At 42.0% G+C, this 22,113-nt stretch carries 23 protein-coding genes and 2 other annotated features; all 23 genes read left to right on the forward strand.

Translation table 11 applies throughout. The features are described from left to right. The first annotated feature begins 35 nt into the window (after positions 1-35). Positions 36-1,136 carry a PIN/TRAM domain-containing protein gene (locus NSU13_RS00600; protein ID WP_024425582.1) on the forward strand — a complete coding sequence of 367 codons (1,101 nt, stop codon included), beginning with the start codon at positions 36-38 and terminating at the stop codon, positions 1,134-1,136. A gap of 13 nt (positions 1,137-1,149) precedes the next feature. Beyond that, positions 1,150-1,839 (forward strand): 2-C-methyl-D-erythritol 4-phosphate cytidylyltransferase, encoded by a 690-nt coding sequence (gene ispD / locus NSU13_RS00605; protein WP_034283907.1) that lies wholly within the window; start codon positions 1,150-1,152, stop codon positions 1,837-1,839. Positions 1,840-1,842: 3 nt separating this feature from the next. Next, on the forward strand, positions 1,843-2,319 hold the full coding sequence (gene ispF / locus NSU13_RS00610) for a 2-C-methyl-D-erythritol 2,4-cyclodiphosphate synthase (RefSeq protein WP_003216928.1): 477 nt from the start codon (positions 1,843-1,845) through the stop codon (positions 2,317-2,319). A 94-nt stretch (positions 2,320-2,413) separates the two neighbouring features. Continuing rightward, positions 2,414-3,865 carry a glutamate--tRNA ligase gene (gltX, locus tag NSU13_RS00615; protein ID WP_046314367.1) on the forward strand — a complete coding sequence of 484 codons (1,452 nt, stop codon included), beginning with the start codon at positions 2,414-2,416 and terminating at the stop codon, positions 3,863-3,865. Next, positions 3,865-4,095: a binding site (T-box leader), on the forward strand. It overlaps the preceding gene by 1 nt. A gap of 82 nt (positions 4,096-4,177) precedes the next feature. Then, entirely contained in the window at positions 4,178-4,831 is a 654-nt protein-coding gene (cysE, locus tag NSU13_RS00620) for a serine O-acetyltransferase (RefSeq protein ID WP_034283914.1), read from the forward strand. Continuing rightward, positions 4,828-6,228: a cysteine--tRNA ligase gene (cysS, locus tag NSU13_RS00625; protein WP_342489749.1), complete on the forward strand. Its 1,401-nt coding sequence runs from the start codon at positions 4,828-4,830 to the stop codon at positions 6,226-6,228. The genes cysE and cysS overlap by 4 nt, the downstream gene beginning before the upstream one ends. A 3-nt stretch (positions 6,229-6,231) precedes the next feature. Then, a complete protein-coding gene (locus tag NSU13_RS00630) occupies positions 6,232-6,663 on the forward strand; it encodes a Mini-ribonuclease 3 (protein ID WP_046314371.1) in 432 nt (143 codons plus the stop codon). Next, complete coding sequence (gene rlmB / locus NSU13_RS00635) at positions 6,647-7,396, forward strand: 23S rRNA (guanosine(2251)-2'-O)-methyltransferase RlmB (RefSeq protein ID WP_024425588.1); 750 nt, start codon at positions 6,647-6,649, stop codon at positions 7,394-7,396. The genes NSU13_RS00630 and rlmB overlap by 17 nt, the downstream gene beginning before the upstream one ends. Before the next feature lie 2 nt (positions 7,397-7,398). Beyond that, a complete protein-coding gene (rae1, locus tag NSU13_RS00640; protein WP_024425589.1) occupies positions 7,399-7,911 on the forward strand; it encodes a ribosome-dependent mRNA decay endonuclease Rae1/YacP in 513 nt (170 codons plus the stop codon). Positions 7,912-7,974: 63 nt separating this feature from the next. Then, on the forward strand, positions 7,975-8,631 hold the full coding sequence (gene sigH / locus NSU13_RS00645) for an RNA polymerase sporulation sigma factor SigH (protein ID WP_008345424.1): 657 nt from the start codon (positions 7,975-7,977) through the stop codon (positions 8,629-8,631). Between the two features lie 76 nt (positions 8,632-8,707). After that, positions 8,708-8,857 (forward strand): 50S ribosomal protein L33, encoded by a 150-nt coding sequence (gene rpmG, locus NSU13_RS00650; RefSeq protein ID WP_008356502.1) that lies wholly within the window; start codon positions 8,708-8,710, stop codon positions 8,855-8,857. 34 nt (positions 8,858-8,891) lie between these two features. Then, entirely contained in the window at positions 8,892-9,068 is a 177-nt protein-coding gene (gene secE, locus NSU13_RS00655; RefSeq protein WP_008345422.1) for a preprotein translocase subunit SecE, read from the forward strand. A gap of 171 nt (positions 9,069-9,239) precedes the next feature. Next, the gene (gene nusG / locus NSU13_RS00660) at positions 9,240-9,773 is read left to right on the forward strand and encodes a transcription termination/antitermination protein NusG (protein WP_003217197.1); all 534 of its coding nucleotides are present in this window, start codon (positions 9,240-9,242) and stop codon (positions 9,771-9,773) included. A 171-nt stretch (positions 9,774-9,944) separates the two neighbouring features. Next, positions 9,945-10,370 (forward strand): 50S ribosomal protein L11, encoded by a 426-nt coding sequence (gene rplK, locus NSU13_RS00665; protein ID WP_003216956.1) that lies wholly within the window; start codon positions 9,945-9,947, stop codon positions 10,368-10,370. Between the two features lie 99 nt (positions 10,371-10,469). Beyond that, positions 10,470-11,168, forward strand: coding sequence for a 50S ribosomal protein L1 (gene rplA / locus NSU13_RS00670; protein ID WP_017359164.1), 699 nt, complete (start codon positions 10,470-10,472; stop codon positions 11,166-11,168). Positions 11,169-11,217: 49 nt separating this feature from the next. Next, positions 11,218-11,358, forward strand: a sequence feature (ribosomal protein L10 leader region). Between the two features lie 69 nt (positions 11,359-11,427). Then, positions 11,428-11,928 (forward strand): 50S ribosomal protein L10, encoded by a 501-nt coding sequence (gene rplJ / locus NSU13_RS00675; RefSeq protein WP_024425590.1) that lies wholly within the window; start codon positions 11,428-11,430, stop codon positions 11,926-11,928. A 48-nt stretch (positions 11,929-11,976) separates the two neighbouring features. Next, positions 11,977-12,342, forward strand: a complete 366-nt coding sequence (gene rplL, locus NSU13_RS00680) for a 50S ribosomal protein L7/L12 (protein ID WP_008345418.1) — start codon at positions 11,977-11,979, stop codon at positions 12,340-12,342. Between the two features lie 96 nt (positions 12,343-12,438). Next, positions 12,439-13,044 (forward strand): class I SAM-dependent methyltransferase, encoded by a 606-nt coding sequence (locus tag NSU13_RS00685; RefSeq protein WP_024425591.1) that lies wholly within the window; start codon positions 12,439-12,441, stop codon positions 13,042-13,044. A gap of 255 nt (positions 13,045-13,299) precedes the next feature. After that, positions 13,300-16,881: a DNA-directed RNA polymerase subunit beta gene (gene rpoB / locus NSU13_RS00690; RefSeq protein ID WP_076839362.1), complete on the forward strand. Its 3,582-nt coding sequence runs from the start codon at positions 13,300-13,302 to the stop codon at positions 16,879-16,881. A gap of 61 nt (positions 16,882-16,942) precedes the next feature. After that, the gene (rpoC, locus tag NSU13_RS00695; RefSeq protein WP_342489750.1) at positions 16,943-20,542 is read left to right on the forward strand and encodes a DNA-directed RNA polymerase subunit beta'; all 3,600 of its coding nucleotides are present in this window, start codon (positions 16,943-16,945) and stop codon (positions 20,540-20,542) included. A 144-nt stretch (positions 20,543-20,686) separates the two neighbouring features. Next, the gene (locus tag NSU13_RS00700; protein WP_342489751.1) at positions 20,687-20,935 is read left to right on the forward strand and encodes a 50S ribosomal protein L7ae-like protein; all 249 of its coding nucleotides are present in this window, start codon (positions 20,687-20,689) and stop codon (positions 20,933-20,935) included. A gap of 113 nt (positions 20,936-21,048) precedes the next feature. Next, entirely contained in the window at positions 21,049-21,468 is a 420-nt protein-coding gene (rpsL, locus tag NSU13_RS00705; protein ID WP_008356518.1) for a 30S ribosomal protein S12, read from the forward strand. A 121-nt stretch (positions 21,469-21,589) separates the two neighbouring features. After that, on the forward strand, positions 21,590-22,060 hold the full coding sequence (rpsG, locus tag NSU13_RS00710; RefSeq protein ID WP_003216884.1) for a 30S ribosomal protein S7: 471 nt from the start codon (positions 21,590-21,592) through the stop codon (positions 22,058-22,060). Positions 22,061-22,113 lie beyond the last annotated feature (53 nt).

Here is a 22,113-nt window from a genome sequence, read left to right on the forward strand (position 1 = left end):
TGGATTGACAGATGAAAAATAAAGGAGGTGAAGGTATGTTAAAAAGAATCGTTCAGGCGTTTTTTATCATTTTGGGTGCAGTTGTAGGGATTTTTATCATTCCAGAGTTATTTCTGCTTTTAAATGTAAAGGACATACCTTTCATAACAAATGCTTACTCATCAGCACTAATAGGAGCCGTTGTGTTCTTCATCATTGGTAAATGGTGCACAGGTTATGTGGTAAATTGGGTGAAATGGATCGAGGATTCTCTATTGAAGGCGCCTCTTCCTGATCTTATATCTGGAAGTTTCGGATTAGTATTTGGACTTATTCTAGCATATCTTATTGTAAACGTGATCCCGCTAAACAATATCCCATATCATATTTTTGGTACCATTATTCCGATTTTCCTGGCTTTCTTTTTAGGATACCTTGGATTTCAGGTAGGATTTAAGAAGAAGGATGAAATGATAGGGCTGTTCTCCCGATCTGCAAAGGTCACAAAGAAAAAGGGAGCAGCTGATGATGAACCTGAAATAGAAGATAAAAAGCTGAAAATTTTAGACACAAGTGTTATCATTGATGGAAGAATCGCAGATATTTGTCAAACTGGATTCTTAGAAGGCGTCATGGTCATTCCTCAATTTGTACTCGAGGAATTACAGCATATTGCAGACTCTTCAGATGTATTAAAGAGAAATAGAGGCCGAAGAGGTCTAGATATTTTAAATCGTATTCAAAAAGAATTGGATATCAAAGTTGAAATTTACGAAGGTGACTTCGAAGACATTCAAGAGGTTGATAGCAAGCTTGTGAAGCTCGCTAAATTAACTTCAGGTGTTGTTGTGACCAATGATTTTAATTTAAATAAAGTATGCGAACTTCAAAAAGTAGCAGTGTTAAACATCAATGATCTAGCCAATGCCGTTAAACCGGTTGTACTGCCTGGGGAAGAAATGAAGGTACAGGTCATCAAAGATGGAAAAGAGCATAACCAAGGTGTTGCTTACTTAGATGACGGTACAATGATTGTGGTAGAAGAAGGACGCAATTACATTGGAAAAGACATCGATGTGCTCGTCACTAGTGTGCTGCAGACTGCTGCTGGAAGAATGATTTTTGCGAAGCCAAAACTTCTGGAGAAGGCGCTCTAAAGGGAGAACGAACATGTATTATGAAGTAGTTATTCCGGCTGCGGGGCAGGGGAAACGAATGAAGGCCGGCCGCAATAAGCTTTTTATTGAGCTGAAAAGAATGCCGGTCATCATTCATACACTAAAGGTGTTTGACGCTCATGCGCAATGCAAACGCATGATCCTAGCGATCAATGAAGAGGAGCGTCAAGACTTTGAAAGGCTACTCAAGGTACACGCTTTTCAAACGCCTGTTTCACTTGTCACTGGCGGTGAAGAACGTCAGCAAAGTGTATACGAAGGATTAAAGGCTGTGAAAGATGCGGACATCGTGCTTGTTCATGATGGAGCAAGGCCTTTTATTAAGCATACACAGATTGACTTGCTCGTTAAAGCAGCGATTGAAAAAGGCTCCGCAGTTGTAGCGGTACCAGTGAAAGACACAATCAAACGCGTTCAAGAAGGCAAAGTGGAACAAACCATTGAACGTCAGAGCTTGTGGGCAGTCCAGACCCCACAAGCTTTTCGTCATTCTATTTTAAAAGAGGCGCATGAATATGCGGAGCGGACAGGCTTCTTTGGAACAGACGACGCCAGTCTTGTTGAACAATTACATGGCGAGAATGTGTATATTGTCCAAGGAGACTATACCAATATTAAGCTGACAACACCGGATGATTTATTGGTTGCCAAGGCAATTATGGATGCGGAAAGAGGGTACTAGATCATGTTGAGAATAGGACAAGGTTTTGATGTACATCAATTAACAGAGGGGAGACCTCTGATTATTGGCGGGGTCACCATCCCTTATGAAAAGGGACTGCTAGGTCATTCAGACGCTGACGTACTGCTTCACACAGTGGCAGATGCATGCCTGGGTGCGATTGCTGAAGGAGATATCGGCAGACATTTCCCAGACACAGATCCTGAGTTTAAGGATGCAGATTCTTTTAAATTATTGCAGCATGTGTGGGCACTTGTGAAAGAAAAGGGCTACACACTTGTGAATATTGACTGCACCATCATGGCGCAAAAGCCAAAAATGGCACCTTACATTCAACCAATGTGTGAGAAAATTGCAGAAGCGCTTGAGGCAGATGTCACACAGGTGAATGTCAAAGCAACAACGACAGAGAAACTTGGATTTACAGGAAGAGGCGAAGGAATTGCCTCTCAGGCAACAGTGCTTCTTCAGAAAAAGTAAAATCCATTTTGATGAGAATGGGTTTTGATGATAAAATACGTTTATAAAAAATTGGTGTCAGACAACATGATGCAGATGAAAGGAAGTTAAACTCATGGGAAATGAAGTGCGTGTTCGTTATGCACCGAGTCCAACTGGTCATTTACATATTGGGAATGCTAGAACGGCTCTTTTCAACTATTTGTTCGCACGCAGCCAAGGCGGCAAATTTATTATTCGAATCGAGGATACGGATCAAAAGCGTAATGTAGAGGGCGGGGAGGAAAGCCAGCTTCGCCACCTGCAATGGCTCGGTATTGATTGGGATGAGAGCATTGATAAAGATGGCGGCTACGGTCCTTACAGACAATCAGAGCGTAATGATATTTATAAAAAATATTATGATGAGCTGCTAGAGAAGGACTTGGCGTATAAGTGCTATTGTACGGCAGAAGAGCTAGAGGCAGAGCGTGAAGCACAGATCGCCCGCAGCGAAATGCCTCGATATTCTGGTAAATGCAGTCATTTATCAAAAGAAGAAGAGGACAAGCTGATTGCTGAAGGAAGAGAGCCAAGCATCCGCTTCCGAGTACCAAAAGGAGAAATCATCAAATTTGACGACATGGTCAAAGGTGATATTTCATTTGAAACAGACGGCATTGGTGACTTTGTTATTGTGAAGAAAGATGGCACGCCAACTTATAACTTTGCAGTTGCCGTGGATGATCATTTGATGAAAATGACTCACGTTCTTCGCGGAGAGGATCATATTTCAAATACCCCTAAACAAATCATGATTTTTCATGCATTTGGCTGGGATGTTCCGCTATTCGGACATATGACGCTGATTGTGAACGAGAACCGCAAGAAATTAAGTAAACGTGATGAATCGATTATTCAATTCATCGAGCAATATAAGAATTTAGGCTATTTACCTGAAGCCCTGTTTAACTTCATTGCATTACTTGGATGGTCTCCAGTAGGCGAAGAAGAACTGTTTACAAAAGAGCAATTCATCGACATTTTTGATGTGAACCGACTTTCTAAGTCACCAGCTCTATTCGATATGCATAAACTAAAATGGGTGAACAACCAATACGTGAAAGCACTTGATCTTGATCAGGTTGTGGCACTAACACTTCCGCATCTTCAAAAGGCAGGCAAGGTAAGTGAGCAGCTGACTGAAGAAGAAAACACGTGGGTACGCAAGCTTATTTCTCTGTATCACGAACAATTAAGCTACGGAGCAGAAATTGTTGAGTTGACAGAGTTGTTCTTTAAGGAGCAAATTGAGTATAATCAAGAGGCAAAGGAAGTTCTAGCAGAGGAGCAAGTACCAGAAGTGATGGCATCTTTTGCAGGTCAGCTTGAACAGCTTGAGTCTTTCACACCTGATGAAATCAAGGCTGCCATTAAAGCGGTACAAAAAGAAACAGGGCATAAAGGCAAGAAACTATTCATGCCGATTCGTGTGGCTGTCACAGGACAAACGCATGGCCCAGAACTTCCGCAAAGTATTGAATTACTAGGTAAAGAAACGGTATTAAACCGCATTAAACAAATATAAAGAAATCGTTGCGAGGGAGAAGTACAATGTACTCGTCCATCACAGAAAGAGTCTCCACCGGCTGAAAGAGACTTATGGGCAGACATTGGAAATGCACCCTCAAGACCCTTGAGGAACACGTACGTTAGTATGCAAGGGCGGTACCCTCCGTTATGGGATTAAGTTGAGAAGGCCTCAAGATAAGTGGCTTTCTAAACAGAGTGGAACCGCGTTTTCAAAACGTCTCTGTCATATGGCAGAGGCGTTTTTTATTTGTCCAAAAAAAGAGAGCAAGTCCTAAGAGAGATTGATGGGGAAGAACGGGGGGAGCATGTGTTTTTCAAAATGCTGAAAGAAGATATTGATACTGTGTTTGATCAAGATCCTGCTGCTAGAAGCTATATTGAAGTAGTGCTAACCTATTCAGGGCTTCATGCGATTTGGGCTCACCGTATTGCGCACGCATTTTATAAGCGGAAGCTGTATTTTATTGCGCGGATCATTTCTCAGGTCAGCCGTTTTTTCACAGGGGTGGAAATTCATCCGGCGGCAACCATTGGCAGGCGGTTCTTCATTGATCACGGCATGGGCGTCGTGATCGGGGAAACATGTGAAATTGGAGACAACGTCACTGTTTTCCAAGGCGTGACATTAGGGGGAACAGGGAAAGAAAAGGGAAAGCGGCATCCGACCATTTTAGACGATGCCCTCATTGCGACAGGTGCCAAGGTGCTAGGTTCCATTACAGTTGGAAAAGGAGCCAAGATTGGAGCAGGGTCAGTCGTGTTAAAGGACGTACCCGACCATTCCACCGTTGTCGGTATACCTGGGCGAGTCGTCGTTCAAAATGGAAAGAAAATCAATCGTGATCTCAATCATCAAGATTTGCCAGATCCAATTTCCGATCGTTTCAAAGAATTGGAACGAGAAATGGAAAAGCTAAAAGGTGAGCTGGCTTCATTGAGCAGAAAGGAAGAACAATCATGACAATCAATATTTATAATACATTGACACGTAAGAAGGAAGAATTTGTCCCGCTTGAGCCAGGAAAGGTCAAGATGTATGTGTGCGGACCAACCGTTTATAACTACATTCATATCGGGAATGCTAGACCTGCTATTGTTTATGACACTGTACGTAAGTATTTAGAATACAGCGGTTACGATGTGAACTTTGTATCAAACTTTACAGATGTGGATGATAAACTCATCAAAGCAGCCAACGAACTCGGAGAAGATGTGCCGACAATTGCTGACCGGTTTATCCAGGCCTACTTCGAAGACGTCAGTGCACTCGGCTGCAAAAAAGCAGACCTTCACCCGCGAGTGACGGAAAACATGGATGATATCATTGCGTTTATTGTGACATTGATTGAAAAAGGCTACGCCTATGAAGCAGATGGTGACGTGTATTACAGCACACGCTCATTTGAAGGTTATGGAAAGCTTTCTCACCAATCAATTGATGAACTGAAGACAGGTGCCCGTATTCGTGTAGGTGAAAAGAAACGAGATGCACTGGACTTTGCTCTTTGGAAGGCTGCAAAGGATCAGGAAATCTCTTGGGATAGCCCGTGGGGCGAAGGACGCCCAGGCTGGCACATTGAATGCTCGGCAATGGTCAAAAAATATTTAGGTGATACGATCGATATTCATGCTGGCGGACAGGATTTAACATTCCCTCACCATGAGAATGAAATTGCCCAATCTGAGGCTTTGACAGGGAAGCCTTTTGCGAAGTATTGGATGCATAACGGGTATATTAATATCGATAATGAAAAAATGTCAAAATCACTTGGCAACTTTGTGCTGGTGCATGACATTGTGAAAGAACAAGATCCTGATGTGCTTCGCTTCTTTATGTTGTCGGTTCACTATCGCCACCCAATTAATTACTCAATGGATTTATTAGAAAGTACAAAGAGTGCGTTTAACCGACTCAAAACATCGTATGCGAATTTACATCACCGTCTAGAGAGCAGCACAAATATCACGGAAGACAATGCTGAATGGCTGGCAAAAATTGAAGAGCAGCGTGCAACATTTATTTCCGAAATGAATGATGACTTCAATACGGCAAATGCGATCTCTGTTTTATTCGAATTAGCGAAACAGGCGAATTATTATATGGAAAATGATCATACTTCGGAGGAAGTGATCAAGGCATTTATCGGCTTGTTCCAAGAAATTACGTCTGTTCTCGGCTTCTCATTAGAAGAAAAGCACACGCTTGACGAAGAGGTAGAAGCGTTAATTGAAAAACGCAATGAAGCTAGAAGAAATCGTGACTTTGCCCTATCTGATCAAATTCGTGATCAATTAAAGAACATGAATATTGTGTTGGAGGACACTCCTCAAGGTACTCGCTGGAAAAGAGGAGAATAGGCAATGTTGAATTTTGAAAAGCTGAAAGACGGTAAACAGCTGAACGGACTTGCGCTGGCTTATATGGGTGATGCCATTTTTGAAGTATATGTGAGGCATCACCTCCTCCAAACGGGGGCGACAAAACCAAATGAGCTGCACAAACGAGCAAGCAACATTGTTTCAGCTAAATCACAGGCTGCTATTTTATTTACGCTTCAGCAGCAAGGCTTTTTCACTGAAGCAGAAGAAGCGGTGCTGAAAAGAGGAAGAAACGCAAAATCAGGCACAGTGCCTAAAAACACAGACGTTCAAACGTATCGTTATAGTACAGCGTTTGAAGCGCTCATGGGTTATTTATTTATCGAAAAGCAGGACGAACGCTTAGAAGAGCTGATTGGTCAGGCGATTGAAATCGGAACGTCAGGGAGGAAGACAAATGAGTCAGCAACATGATTATGTCATTGGGAAAAATGCAGTGATTGAGACACTGAAGTCAGATCGGGAGTTATACAAGCTCTGGATGGCAGAAAACACTGTAAAAGGACAAGCCCAGCAGGTCATTGAACTCGCTAAAAAGCAAAATATCACCATTCAGTATGTTCCGAGGAAAAAGCTTGATCAAATGGTTACAGGTCAGCACCAGGGAATCGTTGCACAAGTAGCAGCATATGAATATGCAGAATTGGACGACCTGTATCAAATCGCTGAAAAGCGGAATGAACAGCCTTTCTTTCTGATTTTAGATGAGATTGAAGACCCGCATAATTTAGGATCTATTATGAGAACGGCAGATGCTGTAGGTGCACACGGGATTGTCATTCCGAAAAGGAGAGCGGTCGGTCTAACAACAACAGTTGCTAAGGCATCCACTGGAGCAATTGAGCATATTCCTGTCGCAAAAGTGACTAATCTTTCAAGAGCTCTTGATGAAATGAAAGAAAGAGGAATCTGGGTTGCGGGAACAGATGCGTCTGCTAAACAGGATTACAGACAATTTGATGGCACGATGCCGCTGGCTCTTGTGATTGGCAGCGAGGGAAAAGGAATTGGCCGATTGATTAAGGAAAAGTGTGATTTTCTGATTAAACTGCCTATGGCCGGGAAGGTTACTTCGTTAAACGCATCAGTTGCCGCTGGTTTATTGATGTATGAAGTGTATCGAAAACGTTATCCGTTAGGAGAATAGAGATGGATATCCTCTTAGTCGATGGATACAACATGATAGGTGCATGGCCTCAGCTGCAGCACTTAAAGGAAAACAGCTTTGAAGAAGCCAGAGACGTACTGATTCAACATTTAGCAGAATATCAAGCATACACAGGGTATCGAGTCATTGTCGTATTCGATGCCCATATGGTCAAAGGAATTGAAAAGAAGCGGACCAACCACCGAGTAGAGGTCATCTTTACGAGAGAGAATGAAACGGCGGATGAGCGGATTGAAAAGCTGGCGCAGGATTTAAATAATATACGGACGCAAATTCATGTGGCAACCTCAGATTTTACGGAACAATGGGCTATTTTTGGACAAGGAGCTCTTCGGAAGTCGGCTCGTGAGCTTTTAAGAGAGATTGAAGTGATAGAACGAAAGATTGAAACGAGGGTCAAAAAGATTACTTCTGATAAACCAGCATCTAAGATTGAATTGTCAGAAGATGTATTGAAAACGTTTGAAAAATGGCGGCGCGGGAATCTGGAATAGCTTGACGATATTTCAACCATTAATGTATAATATTTCTATCTAGGTGCGGTCGGGGGGATCGAAGTGAATCTAAACAACAGCAAGGGTAAGTCCATCAGAGAGCAATTTTGCCAGTTGGAAGATGAACAAGTCATTGAAAGGGTTCATGTCGGAGATAGTGATGCGCTAGATTATTTAATAACGAAATACCGCAATTTTGTACGTGCGAAAGCAAGATCTTATTTCTTGATAGGAGCGGATCGAGAGGACATTGTCCAAGAGGGAATGATCGGACTTTATAAGTCTATCCGCGATTTCAGAGAGGACAAGCTTACTTCATTTAAGGCTTTTGCAGAATTATGTATTACCCGCCAAATTATCACCGCAATTAAAACAGCTACTCGCCAAAAACATATCCCGTTAAATTCCTATGTATCATTAGACAAGCCGATCTACGATGAAGAATCGGACAGAACATTATTGGATGTCATTTCCGGTGCTAAAGCGCTTAACCCAGAAGACTTAATTATTAGCAAAGAAGAATTTGATGATATCGAAATGAAGATGGGTGAACTGCTAAGCGAGCTGGAAAGAAAGGTACTTGTGCTTTATCTTGATGGCAGATCCTATCAAGAGATTTCTGAAGATTTAAATCGTCATGTGAAATCAATTGATAACGCACTCCAAAGAGTAAAGAGAAAATTAGAGAAATATTTAGAGCTTCGCGAGATTAGTCTCTAATCAAACCTATATTGACAGCTTTTTCGACACTGTGATAAGGTACTAATGAAATGATGTCGAGAAAATAGGTGTAAATATGAGGAAAAAGATTACTCTAGCCTGTAAAGACTGCGGAAGCCGCAATTATACGACAATGAAAAGTGTTGCTTCAGCAGCTGAAAGATTAGAAGTTAAGAAATATTGCAAGACTTGTAATTCACATAAAACACATTTAGAAACGAAGTAAGATTTGCGTTCTTTAATCTGTGGAGGTCTTTTACATGCGTATTATCAGTTTCTTAAAAAGTGTCGGAAAAGAAATGAAAAAGGTCAGCTGGCCAAAGAAGAACGAAATGGTCCGCTACACAATCACTGTTATTTTAACAGTCGTATTCTTTGCCATCTTTTTCTCTTTTCTTGATATAGGAATCTCACAATTAATCGAATTAATTCATTAATACTTGAATAATGGTCTGCTGAACGTGCTATAATAGATCATAATATGACTTGCCAAAAAACCCGTTTTACGGGTTTTTTCAATTGCTTGAAAATATTTACCGTTACTCGAGATTCGTCAAATAGACATTATGAAATGTGGGGAGGGAAGGACTAAATAGTCCTGAACGAAAATGGAAAAGAATTGGTATGTTGTGCATACGTACTCTGGCTATGAAAACAAAGTAAAAGCGAATTTGGAAAAGCGTGTTGAATCAATGGGCATGCAGGATAAAATCTTCCGCGTCGTCGTACCAGAAGAAGAAGAAACGGATATTAAAAATGGTAAGAAAAAAGTCGTCAAAAAGAAAGTATTCCCTGGCTATGTCCTAGTGGAAATCGTGATGACTGACGACTCTTGGTATGTTGTTCGTAATACACCAGGTGTCACTGGATTCGTTGGATCAGCTGGTTCAGGATCAAAGCCGACTGCGCTGCTGCCAGGCGAAGCTGAAACCATTCTGAAGAGAATGGGTCTTGAAGAACGCAAAACAGAAATCGACTTTGAACTGAAAGAAACAGTTAAGGTCATCGATGGACCATTTGCTAACTTCACTGGCTCTATTGAAGAAATTGACTACGATAAAAGCAAAGTCAAAGTATTCGTTAATATGTTTGGTAGAGAAACACCTGTTGAACTTGAGTTCACGCAGATCGATAAATTGTAATTTAAAAGAGCTTGAAATGAGTGTATAGAAGTGGTAATATAGCAAAGGTACGTCTTGAGTTCACTCAAGATCGCTAGCTAGTTATTTCGTCATTCATATAAAGAATGAAGTTGTTGAGTGGGAGGGGGATTCCCCTATTACCACATCACGGACTTTAAGGAGGTGTGTCTCGTGGCTAAAAAAGTAGTTAAAGTTGTTAAATTGCAAATTCCTGCTGGAAAAGCTAACCCAGCTCCACCAGTTGGACCTGCACTAGGTCAAGCCGGTGTTAATATCATGGGATTCTGTAAGGAGTTTAACGCTCGTACAGCTGACCAAGCTGGTCTTATCATTCCTGTTGAAATTTCGGTTTTTGAAGACCGTTCATTTACATTTATTACTAAAACTCCACCTGCTGCAGTTTTACTTAAAAAAGCAGCTGGTATTGAGTCTGGTTCTGGTGAACCTAACCGTAATAAAGTGGCAACTGTTAAGCGTGATAAAGTACGCGAAATCGCGGAAACAAAAATGCCTGACTTAAACGCTGCTAGCGTTGAATCAGCTATGCGCATGGTTGAAGGTACTGCACGCAGTATGGGTATTGTCATCGAAGATTAATTTTTTGTCTTGTTGGGTTGCGAGTTTGGTTTTGACAAGTTCGCAACCCTTATTCGTGGGAGGTTATTCCGCTAAAACCACATAAGGAGGATTTTTATAATGGCTAAAAAAGGTAAAAAGTATGTAGAAGCTGCTAAGCTGATCGATCGTACTAAAGCGTATGATGTAGCTGAAGCTGTTTCTCTTACAAAAAAAGCAAATACAGCTAAATTTGATGCGACTGTAGAAGTTGCTTTTCGTTTGGGCGTAGACCCTCGTAAAAACGATCAACAAATCCGCGGTGCAGTTGTACTTCCTAACGGAACTGGTAAAACTCAACGCGTTCTTGTGTTCGCTAAAGGCGAAAAAGCAAAAGAAGCAGAAGCTGCTGGAGCAGACTACGTTGGAGATTCTGATTACATCACTAAAATCCAACAAGGCTGGTTCGAATTCGATGTAATCGTTGCGACACCTGACATGATGGGTGAAGTTGGTAAGATCGGTCGTGTACTTGGACCAAAAGGTCTTATGCCAAACCCTAAAACAGGAACTGTAACGTTCGAAGTTGAAAAAGCAATCAATGAAATCAAAGCTGGTAAAGTAGAATACCGCGTTGATAAAGCTGGTAACATCCACGCGCCAATCGGAAAGGTTTCTTTCGAGGACGAAAAGCTTGTTGAGAACTTTGCAACAATCTATGACACAATCCTTAAAGCAAAACCTGCAGCGGCTAAAGGTGTATACGTGAAAAACGTTTCTGTTACATCTACTATGGGGCCTGGCGTGAAAGTGGATCCATCTTCTTTCTCTGCAAAATAATTCTTGACTTATGACAACCATTTTGATAATATCAAAATGTTGTAAAATAGAATAATGTCCATTTATACCGTAGACAGCAGGGGCCTTATGGCTTAATTAACCCGCCGAGGTGTATATGTCACAGTCTTACGTTAACGTATGCTTGTATATACAGCCTCCATGTCTTAGTGGAGGCTTTTTATATGGAGAACCGTTCGTTAGGAACGTGATGGCCTGATCGGTATAAGTGTTACACAAAGAATGTACAGGAGGTGTAACCATGAGCAATGCAATCGATACTAAAAAAGTTGTCGTTGATGAAATTACTTCTAAATTTAAAGATAGTATGTCTACTGTCATTGTAGATTACCGCGGTCTTTCAGTTTCTGAAGTGACTGAACTTCGTAAACAGCTTCGTGAAGCTGGCGTAGAATTCAAAGTTTACAAAAACACTTTGACTCGCCGTGCAGTTGAACAAGTTGAACTAACGGGTTTAAACGATTTCTTAACAGGTCCAAACGCTATCGCATTCAGTAACGAAGATGTTATCGCACCTGCGAAAATCATCAACGAATTTGCGAAAAGCCACGAAGCTTTAGAAATCAAAGCTGGTGTCATCGAAGGAAACGTAGCGACTGTAGAAGAAGTGAAGGCTCTTGCGGAACTTCCGTCTCGCGAAGGCTTACTTTCTATGTTGCTTAGCGTTCTTCAAGCTCCAGTTCGTAATCTTGCTCTTGCTACTAAAGCAGTTGCAGATCAAAAAGAAGAACAAGGCGCTTAATGCGTACTTTACGTTTACGTAAAAAAACTTAAAATGGAGGAATTACAAATGGCTTTAAATATCGAAGAAATCATTGCTTCAGTTAAAGAAGCAACTGTACTTGAGTTAAACGACTTAGTAAAAGCAATCGAAGAAGAATTCGGCGTAACTGCTGCTGCTCCTGTAGCTGTAGCTGCTGGTGGCGGTGCTGCTGCTGAAGAAAAAACTGATTTTGATCTAGTACTTGCTGGTGCTGGAGACCAAAAAATCAAAGTTATCAAAGTGGTTCGTGAAATCACTGGTCTTGGCTTGAAAGAAGCTAAAGAACTTGTTGACAACACTCCAAAACCACTTAAAGAAGGTATTGCTAAAGAAGAAGCTGAAGAACTTAAAGCTAAGCTTGAAGAAGTTGGCGCTTCTGTAGAAGTTAAGTAATCTTCGCCTAATCTTTTGGGAAAGCTCGCTTTTACTGGCGGGCTTTTTCTTTTCTAATCTCCTGAAACGATTGAATCCAGAGGAGGTCCATTCACCATGAGTGACCACTATTATACGGAAAAGCCATCAGTGAAAAGCAATAAACAGACATGGGACTTCACCTTGAGAAACCGTACCTTTACTTTTACAAGTGACAGTGGAGTGTTTTCTAAGAAAGAAGTCGACTTTGGTTCAAGGCTTTTAATTGAAGCTTTCGAAGAACCTGACTTGGATGGCGATGTCTTAGATGTCGGTTGCGGTTATGGACCGATCGGCTTATCGTTAGCAAACGAAATGACTAGCCGTACCATTCATATGATTGATGTGAACGAAAGAGCAGTCGAACTTTCAAAGGAAAACGCTAAACATAATCGCATTGATAATGTTCGCATCTATCAAAGTGATTTGTTCTCGAATGTTCATTCCTCAGCTGCTTTTGCCTCTATACTGACCAATCCCCCAATACGGGCAGGGAAGAAAGTTGTACATGCGATCTTTGAAAAAAGTGCTGATCATTTATTGCCGGAAGGTGAGTTGTGGGTGGTTATTCAGAAAAAGCAAGGTGGACCATCTGCGATTGAAAAATTAGAGCAGCTCTTTGGAGAAGTCGAGGTTGTGCTGAAAAAAAAGGGCTACTATATCATCAAAGCTAAAAAAGTTTGACGCAGTTTCCTAGCTGTGTTAACATTATAAAATGCCAATGTGTATATTTTGCTTGATAGGCTTAAAAAACAACTATTTTGTATAAATTATGCATACTTGGGAAAACTAATAAAATCGGTATTTGTTTTTGGATGTGGTTTTCTTATTTTAGAAACCCTTTTTTCTTTTGTCTTGTAAAAGTATTTCTTTACTGACATTTGAAAGACAGAAATACTTTTTACACATATAATACGCATGATTTGAGGGGTGAATCAGTTGACAGGTCAACTAGTTCAGTATGGACGACACCGCCAGCGCAGAAGCTACGCACGCATAAGCGAAGTGTTAGAATTACCAAATCTCATTGAAATTCAAACCTCTTCTTATCAGTGGTTTCTTGATGAGGGTCTTAGAGAGATGTTTCAAGATATATCCCCAATTGAGGATTTTACTGGTAACCTTTCTCTTGAATTCATTGATTACAGCCTAGGGGATCCTAAGTATCCTGTAGCAGAATCAAAAGAACGTGATGTAACTTACTCTGCTCCACTAAGAGTAAAAGTTCGTTTAATTAACAAAGAAACTGGAGAAGTAAAAGACCAAGATGTGTTCATGGGTGATTTCCCAATCATGACAGACACAGGTACTTTTATCATTAATGGTGCGGAACGTGTAATCGTTTCTCAGTTAGTGCGTTCTCCAAGTGTATATTTCAGTGGTAAAGTAGACAAAAACGGTAAAAAAGGTTTTACTGCGACTGTCATTCCAAACCGTGGCGCATGGTTAGAATACGAAACTGATGCGAAGGATGTAGTCTATGTACGCATCGATCGCACACGTAAGTTGCCGGTTACGGTTCTTTTGCGTGCTCTCGGCTTCAGCTCTGATCAAGAGATTCTTGACCTCATTGGCGAGAATGAATACTTACGCAACACACTGGAAAAAGACAATACAGAGAATGCGGATAAAGCACTTCTCGAAATCTACGAGCGCCTCCGTCCTGGAGAACCGCCAACTGTTGAAAATGCGAAAAGCTTGCTAGACTCTCGCTTCTTCGATCCGAAGAGATATGACCTAGCAAATGTTGGACGCTACAAGATTAATAAGAAGCTTCATATTAAAAATAGACTGTTCAATCAAAAATTGGCTGAAACGCTAGTTGATCCTGAAACAGGTGAAATTCTAGCAGAAAAAGGTCAAATTTTAGACAGAAGAGTTCTTGATAAAGTTCTTCCATACTTAGAAAACGGCATCGGATTTAGAAAGCTTTATCCTAATGGTGGCGTAGTAGAAGATGAAGTAGAACTTCAATCTATTAAGATTTATGCACCGACTGATCAAGAAGGCGAGCAAGTGATTAACGTGATTGGAAATGCATATGTAGAGGAAGCTGTGAAAAACATCACGCCTTCTGACATCATTGCATCAATCAGTTACTTCTTCAATCTTCTTCATGGTGTAGGTGACACAGATGATATCGACCACCTTGGTAACCGTCGTCTGCGTTCTGTAGGTGAACTTCTGCAAAACCAATTCCGTATTGGTTTAAGCAGAATGGAGCGTGTTGTTCGTGAAAGAATGTCGATTCAAGACACAAACACGATCACACCTCAACAGCTGATCAACATTCGTCCTGTGATCGCTTCTATCAAAGAGTTCTTTGGTAGCTCTCAGCTTTCTCAGTTCATGGATCAAACAAACCCGCTTGCTGAATTGACGCACAAACGTCGTCTGTCAGCGCTTGGACCGGGTGGTTTGACACGTGAGCGTGCAGGAATGGAAGTTCGTGACGTTCACTACTCTCACTATGGACGTATGTGTCCGATCGAAACACCAGAGGGTCCAAACATTGGTTTGATCAACTCTCTATCTTCATTTGCAAAAGTGAATCGCTTCGGATTTATCGAAACACCTTACCGCCGGGTTGATCCTGAGACTGGTAAAGTAACACCGAGAATCGATTATTTAACTGCTGATGAAGAGGATAACTACGTAGTAGCACAAGCGAACGCTCAGTTAGCTGATGATGGTTCGTTTATCGATGATAATATCATTGCTCGTTTCAGAGGGGAAAACACCGTTGTTCCTCGAAACCGCGTTGACTACATGGACGTTTCGCCAAAGCAGGTTGTTTCTGCAGCGACAGCATGTATCCCATTCTTAGAAAACGATGACTCTAACCGTGCTCTAATGGGAGCGAACATGCAGCGTCAGGCTGTGCCTTTGATGCAGCCAGAATCACCGATTGTTGGTACAGGGATGGAGTACGTATCAGGTAAAGACTCTGGTGCTGCTGTCATCTGCCGCTACCCAGGTGTTGTAGAACGTGTAGAAGCAAAAAATATTTGGGTTCGCCGTTATGAAGACGTTGACGGACAACAAGTCAAAGGAAACCTTGACAAATACAGCCTGCTGAAATTTGTCCGCTCTAACCAAGGGACTTGCTACAACCAGCGTCCTATCGTAAGTGTTGGAGATGAAGTCGTTAAAGGGGAAATCCTTGCAGACGGTCCTTCTATGGAAAAAGGTGAATTGGCTCTAGGACGTAACGTCATGGTCGGCTTCATGACTTGGGACGGTTACAACTACGAGGATGCGATCATCATGAGTGAGCGCCTTGTAAAAGATGACGTCTACACGTCTATTCATATTGAAGAATATGAATCAGAAGCTCGTGATACAAAGCTTGGACCTGAAGAAATCACTCGTGATATTCCAAACGTTGGGGAAGATGCTTTACGCAACCTTGACGAGCGCGGAATTATCCGTATTGGTGCAGAAGTAAAAGACGGAGACCTTCTTGTAGGTAAAGTAACGCCTAAAGGTGTAACTGAACTAACAGCTGAAGAACGTCTATTACATGCAATCTTCGGTGAAAAGGCTCGTGAAGTTCGTGATACGTCACTACGTGTTCCACACGGCGGCGGCGGAATTATCCACGATGTAAAAGTCTTCAACCGTGAAGATGGAGATGAATTACCTCCAGGTGTAAACCAATTAGTCCGCGTATACATCGTTCAGAAGCGTAAGATTTCTGAAGGTGACAAAATGGCCGGACGACATGGTAACAAAGGGGTTATCTCTAAAATCCTTCCAGAAGAAGATATGCCTTATCTTCCAGACGGAACACCGATCGATATCATGTTGAACCCTCTAGGGGTACCATCTCGTATGAACATCGGTCAGGTACTTGAGCTTCATATGGGTATGGCTGCACGTTACCTCGGCATCCACATTGCGTCACCAGTATTTGATGGTGCGCGCGAGGAAGATGTTTGGGAAACGCTTGAAGAAGCAGGTATGTCCCGTGATGCGAAAACAGTCCTTTATGACGGTCGAACTGGTGAACCATTCGACAACCGTGTATCTGTCGGAATCATGTACATGATCAAACTGGCTCACATGGTTGACGATAAACTTCACGCTCGTTCAACTGGACCATACTCACTTGTTACGCAGCAGCCACTTGGCGGTAAAGCACAGTTTGGTGGTCAGCGTTTCGGAGAGATGGAAGTATGGGCACTTGAAGCTTACGGTGCAGCATATACACTTCAAGAGATCTTAACAGTTAAATCGGATGACGTTGTGGGTCGTGTGAAAACATACGAAGCCATCGTCAAAGGGGATAACGTACCTGAACCAGGTGTCCCTGAATCATTCAAAGTGTTAATCAAAGAACTTCAAAGTTTAGGTATGGATGTGAAAATCCTATCTGGCGATGAAGAAGAGATAGAAATGAGAGATTTAGAAGACGATGAGGAAACGAAGAAAGCAGACGGATTAGCGTTATCTAATGACGAAGAAGCTGCAGACCTCGCACCTGTCGATCTTGAACGTGACGCAGTCACAAAAGAATAGCAGAAACGATTAGAGCAAGTGACTAGGGTATAACCCGAAGATTAAAAGGGAGGTAGGCCCCTTGCTAGATGTGAACAATTTTGAGTATATGAACATCGGTCTCGCATCACCTGATAAAATCCGTTCTTGGTCTTTTGGTGAAGTGAAAAAGCCTGAAACGATTAACTATCGTACACTGAAACCTGAAAAAGATGGTCTCTTTTGTGAACGTATCTTCGGACCGCAAAAAGACTGGGAATGTCATTGTGGGAAGTATAAACGCGTTCGGTATAAGGGTGTTGTATGTGACCGTTGTGGTGTAGAAGTAACACGGGCAAAAGTCCGTCGTGAGAGAATGGGGCATATCGAACTGGCTGCCCCAGTTTCCCACATTTGGTATTTCAAAGGTATCCCAAGCCGTATGGGTCTTGTTCTTGATATGTCACCACGTGCGTTAGAAGAAGTGATCTACTTCGCTTCTTACGTCGTGACAGATCCGGGCAACACACCGCTTGAGAAGAAACAACTTCTTTCTGAGAAAGAATTCCGTGCTTATTTAGATAAATACGGTAATACATTCCAAGCAGCTATGGGTGCAGAAGCAATCAACAAACTTCTTCAAGATATCGATCTTGTAAAAGAAGTAGATACACTGAAAGAAGAGCTGAAAACTGCTCAAGGACAGCGCCGTACACGTGCGATCAAACGCCTTGAAGTGTTAGAAGCCTTCCGTAACTCAGGAAATAAACCATCTTGGATGATTCTTGATGTACTTCCGGTTATTCCGCCAGAATTACGTCCAATGGTTCAGCTTGATGGTGGACGTTTTGCTACTTCTGACTTGAACGACCTTTATCGTCGTGTCATCAACCGTAACAATCGTCTGAAGCGTTTATTAGATCTTGGCGCGCCAAGCATCATCGTTCAGAACGAGAAGCGTATGCTTCAAGAAGCTGTCGATGCCTTGATTGATAATGGACGTAGAGGCCGACCAGTAACAGGACCAGGAAATCGACCATTGAAATCTCTTTCTCACATGCTGAAAGGGAAACAAGGACGTTTCCGTCAAAACTTGCTTGGTAAACGTGTTGACTATTCTGGACGTTCCGTTATCGTCGTAGGACCACATTTGAAAATGTATCAGTGTGGACTTCCGAAAGAAATGGCTCTTGAATTATTCAAACCATTCGTGATGAAGGAGCTTGTTGAAAAAGGATTAGCTCACAACATCAAGAGTGCGAAGCGTAAAATTGAACGCGTGCAGCCGGAAGTATGGGATGTTTTAGAATCAGTTATTCGTGAGCATCCAGTCTTACTAAACCGTGCACCGACTCTTCACAGACTTGGTATTCAAGCGTTTGAACCTACACTTGTGGAAGGACGCGCAATTCGTCTGCATCCACTTGTATGTACAGCCTACAACGCTGACTTTGACGGTGACCAAATGGCGGTTCACGTACCATTGTCTGCTGAAGCTCAAGCTGAAGCTCGTATCTTAATGCTTGCTGCTCAAAACATTTTGAACCCGAAAGATGGAAAACCAGTTGTTACGCCATCTCAGGATATGGTGCTTGGTAACTACTACCTTACACTTGAGCGCAAAGGTGCTATCGGAGAAGGTATGGTCTTCAAAGATACTGACGAAGCCCTTCTAGCTTATCAAAATGGTTATGTGCATCTTCATACACGTGTAGCTGTTGCAGCTAGCTCGTTGAAGAATGTGACATTCACTGATGAACAGCGTTCTAAATTGTTGATTACAACAGTTGGAAAACTGATCTTTAACGAAATCTTACCGGAATCATTCCCATACATGAATGAGCCGACAAAGAGCAATATTGAAGAAAAAACACCTGATCGTTTCTTCCTTGAAAAAGGTGAGGATGTAAAAGCTGCGATCGAGAAACAAGAAATCAATGCGCCGTTCAAAAAAGGTATTTTAGGTAAAATCATTGCAGAAATCTTTAAGAGATTCCATATCACTGAGACATCTAAAATGCTTGACCGCATGAAAAACCTTGGTTTCAGATATTCTACTAAAGCCGGTATTACGGTTGGTGTGTCTGATATCGTCGTATTAGATGATAAGCAGCAAATTCTTGAAGAAGCACAAGCAAAAGTAGATAACGTCATGAAGCAATTCAGACGTGGTTTGATTACTGAAGAAGAGCGTTATGAGAGAGTTATTTCAATCTGGAGTTCTTCTAAAGATGTGATCCAAGGTAAACTGATGAAGTCCCTTGATGAAGTCAACCCAATCTACATGATGAGTGACTCTGGAGCGCGTGGTAACGCATCTAACTTCACTCAGCTGGCTGGTATGCGTGGTCTGATGGCCAACCCGGCTGGACGTATCATCGAACTACCGATTAAATCTAGTTTCCGTGAAGGTTTAACCGTATTGGAATACTTTATTTCCACTCACGGTGCGCGTAAAGGTCTTGCCGATACAGCCCTTAAAACAGCTGACTCAGGTTACCTCACGCGTCGTCTCGTTGACGTTGCACAGGATGTCATCATCCGTGAAACAGATTGCGGTACAGACCGTGGAATCTTGGCGAAGTCTATTAAAGAAGGCAATGAAATTATTGAGAAACTTGAAGAACGTCTGATCGGACGTTTTGCAAGAAAACCAATTGTTCATCCTGAAACAGGCGAAGTCATTGTAGCCGAAAACGAACTAATTGATGAAGATAAAGCACTTGAAGTAGTTGAAGCAGGAATTGAGGAAGTATGGATCCGTTCTGCATTTACATGTAACACGCCTCATGGTGTATGTAAACGATGCTACGGCCGTAACCTTGCAACTGGTACTGACGTTGAAGTCGGTGAAGCAGTTGGAATCATCGCTGCACAATCAATCGGTGAGCCAGGAACACAGCTTACAATGCGTACGTTCCACACCGGTGGGGTAGCAGGAGACGATATCACTCAAGGTCTACCTCGTATCCAAGAGCTATTTGAAGCGCGTAATCCGAAAGGGCAAGCGACAATTTCTGAAATTGATGGTGTCGTTGCTGAAATTAACGATGTTCGTGACAAGCAGCAGGAAATTGTGGTTCAAGGCGAAGTTGAAACTCGCTCATACACAGCTCCTTACAATGCACGTCTAAAAGTTGTTGAAGGTGACACAGTTACTCGTGGTCAAGTACTGACAGAAGGTTCGATCGATCCGAAAGAACTTCTTAAAGTGACTGACATGACAGCTGTTCAAGAATATCTACTTCATGAAGTACAAAAAGTATACCGTATGCAAGGGGTAGAAATCGGAGATAAGCACGTAGAGGTAATGGTTCGCCAAATGCTTCGTAAAGTGCGTGTCGCTGATGCAGGGGATACAGACGTATTACCAGGCACACTTCTTGATGTACATCAATTCACTGAAGCGAACAAAAAAGTACTATTCGAAGGCAAACGTCCTGCAACAGGCCGTCCAGTTCTTCTTGGTATTACAAAAGCTTCGCTTGAAACAGACTCATTCTTGTCTGCGGCATCCTTCCAAGAAACGACTCGTGTCCTAACAGATGCGGCGATCAAAGGAAAACGTGATGAACTGCTTGGCTTGAAAGAGAATGTGATCATTGGTAAACTTGTTCCTGCTGGAACGGGAATGCCAAACTACCGTAAAGTTAAGCCGGTTTCGCAAGTGCAGCCGTCTGACGATATGATTCCTGTAGAGTAATCTTTCTCGTGAGATTCCTATAAAATCATCAAAAATGGTGAAGGATGTCAAGATAATCTGTCATACGATATTGACATCCTTCTGCCATGATGATAATATAACCAAGGTGCTCAAAATAAAACCTGTTACTTTGGAGGATATTCGATGTCTTATGATAAAGTATCACAGGCTCAATCCATTATTATCGGTACGAAGCAAACAGTAAAAGCTCTGAAACGAGATTCAGTAAAGGAAGTCGTCGTAGCGAAAGATGCTGATCCTGCTTTAACTGCTAGTGTATTGAAACTAGCACAAGAGAAGGGTGTAGACATTTTCGTGGTAGATTCCATGAAAAAGCTCGGCAAGGCCTGCGGAATTGAAGTTGGGGCAGCAGCTGTTGCCATTATGTTATAACGTACTTGTTTTGTTTTTGCATGCTTAAAATGCAAAAGCATTGTTTTTTGCCTTTTGATGAACCACCTGGGTATGTGGGTTATAAAAAAAGTAATGAAGGGAGGAATAACAACATGCCTACAATTAATCAGCTAGTACGCAAAGGACGCGTGAGTAAAGTTGAAAACTCAAAGTCACCTGCACTTAACAAAGGATACAACAGTTTCAAAAAAGAGCACACTAACGTAACATCTCCACAGAAGCGCGGGGTTTGTACTCGTGTCGGTACAATGACACCGAAAAAACCAAACTCAGCACTACGTAAATATGCTCGTGTACGTTTGTCTAACCTGATTGAGGTAACAGCTTACATTCCTGGTATCGGACATAACCTACAAGAGCACAGTGTAGTACTTATCCGTGGCGGACGTGTAAAAGACTTACCGGGTGTACGTTACCACATCGTTCGTGGTGCGCTTGATACTGCCGGAGTTGACGGTCGTATGCAAGGACGTTCTAAATACGGAACAAAACGCCCTAAACAAAGCAAATAATATAAACAAACATAAGGGTTTTTAGAAGTTGATAACAGATCAGTGGAGTCAGGAAGCTGACAATGATATTGAGATGAGAGACAGATAGAAATCCTTTTAAAAGAGAAGGGAGGCTATTCAGATGCCACGTAAAGGTCCTGTAGCAAAAAGAGACGTATTGCCAGATCCAATTTACAATTCTAAACTTGTATCTCGTTTGATCAACAAAATGATGATCGACGGTAAAAGAGGAAAGTCACAAACTATTCTCTACAAGTCATTTGATATCATCAAAGAACGTACTGGTAATGAAGCGATGGAGGTTTTCGAACAAGCCTTGAAAAACATCATGCCAGTTCTTGAAGTTAAAGCACGTCGTGTAGGTGGAGCTAACTACCAAGTTCCTGTAGAAGTTCGCCCAGACCGTCGTACTACTTTAGGTCTTCGCTGGTTAGTAAACTACGCTCGTCTTCGTGGAGAAAAAACGATGGAAGAGCGTCTTGCTAACGAAATCCTTGACGCAGCTAACAACACTGGTGCTGCTGTTAAGAAACGTGAAGACACACACAAAATGGCAGAAGCGAACAAAGCATTCGCTCACTACCGCTGGTAGGATTTATACCAAACTAAAAAAACTATTCCCTAATGAGGAAGGAGAAATTACCC

The organism is Bacillus sp. FSL M8-0049, assembly GCF_038593355.1.
In the GTDB taxonomy this organism is placed as follows: domain Bacteria; phylum Bacillota; class Bacilli; order Bacillales; family Bacillaceae; genus Bacillus; species Bacillus safensis.

Excerpts from the sequence above, each read along its gene's own strand:
- NSU13_RS00600 (WP_024425582.1), top strand. The coding sequence starts at position 36 with ATGTTAAAAAGAATCGTTCAGGCGTTTTTTATCATTTTGGGTGCAGTT.
- ispD (WP_034283907.1), top strand. The coding sequence starts at position 1,150 with ATGTATTATGAAGTAGTTATTCCGGCTGCGGGGCAGGGGAAACGAATG.
- ispF (WP_003216928.1), top strand. The coding sequence starts at position 1,843 with ATGTTGAGAATAGGACAAGGTTTTGATGTACATCAATTAACAGAGGGG.
- gltX (WP_046314367.1), top strand. The coding sequence starts at position 2,414 with ATGGGAAATGAAGTGCGTGTTCGTTATGCACCGAGTCCAACTGGTCAT.
- cysS (WP_342489749.1), top strand. The coding sequence starts at position 4,828 with ATGACAATCAATATTTATAATACATTGACACGTAAGAAGGAAGAATTT.
- NSU13_RS00630 (WP_046314371.1), top strand. The coding sequence starts at position 6,232 with ATGTTGAATTTTGAAAAGCTGAAAGACGGTAAACAGCTGAACGGACTT.
- rlmB (WP_024425588.1), top strand. The coding sequence starts at position 6,647 with ATGAGTCAGCAACATGATTATGTCATTGGGAAAAATGCAGTGATTGAG.
- rae1 (WP_024425589.1), top strand. The coding sequence starts at position 7,399 with ATGGATATCCTCTTAGTCGATGGATACAACATGATAGGTGCATGGCCT.
- rpmG (WP_008356502.1), top strand. The coding sequence starts at position 8,708 with ATGAGGAAAAAGATTACTCTAGCCTGTAAAGACTGCGGAAGCCGCAAT.
- secE (WP_008345422.1), top strand. The coding sequence starts at position 8,892 with ATGCGTATTATCAGTTTCTTAAAAAGTGTCGGAAAAGAAATGAAAAAG.
- nusG (WP_003217197.1), top strand. The coding sequence starts at position 9,240 with ATGGAAAAGAATTGGTATGTTGTGCATACGTACTCTGGCTATGAAAAC.
- rplA (WP_017359164.1), top strand. The coding sequence starts at position 10,470 with ATGGCTAAAAAAGGTAAAAAGTATGTAGAAGCTGCTAAGCTGATCGAT.
- rplJ (WP_024425590.1), top strand. The coding sequence starts at position 11,428 with ATGAGCAATGCAATCGATACTAAAAAAGTTGTCGTTGATGAAATTACT.
- rplL (WP_008345418.1), top strand. The coding sequence starts at position 11,977 with ATGGCTTTAAATATCGAAGAAATCATTGCTTCAGTTAAAGAAGCAACT.
- NSU13_RS00685 (WP_024425591.1), top strand. The coding sequence starts at position 12,439 with ATGAGTGACCACTATTATACGGAAAAGCCATCAGTGAAAAGCAATAAA.
- NSU13_RS00700 (WP_342489751.1), top strand. The coding sequence starts at position 20,687 with ATGTCTTATGATAAAGTATCACAGGCTCAATCCATTATTATCGGTACG.
- rpsL (WP_008356518.1), top strand. The coding sequence starts at position 21,049 with ATGCCTACAATTAATCAGCTAGTACGCAAAGGACGCGTGAGTAAAGTT.
- rpsG (WP_003216884.1), top strand. The coding sequence starts at position 21,590 with ATGCCACGTAAAGGTCCTGTAGCAAAAAGAGACGTATTGCCAGATCCA.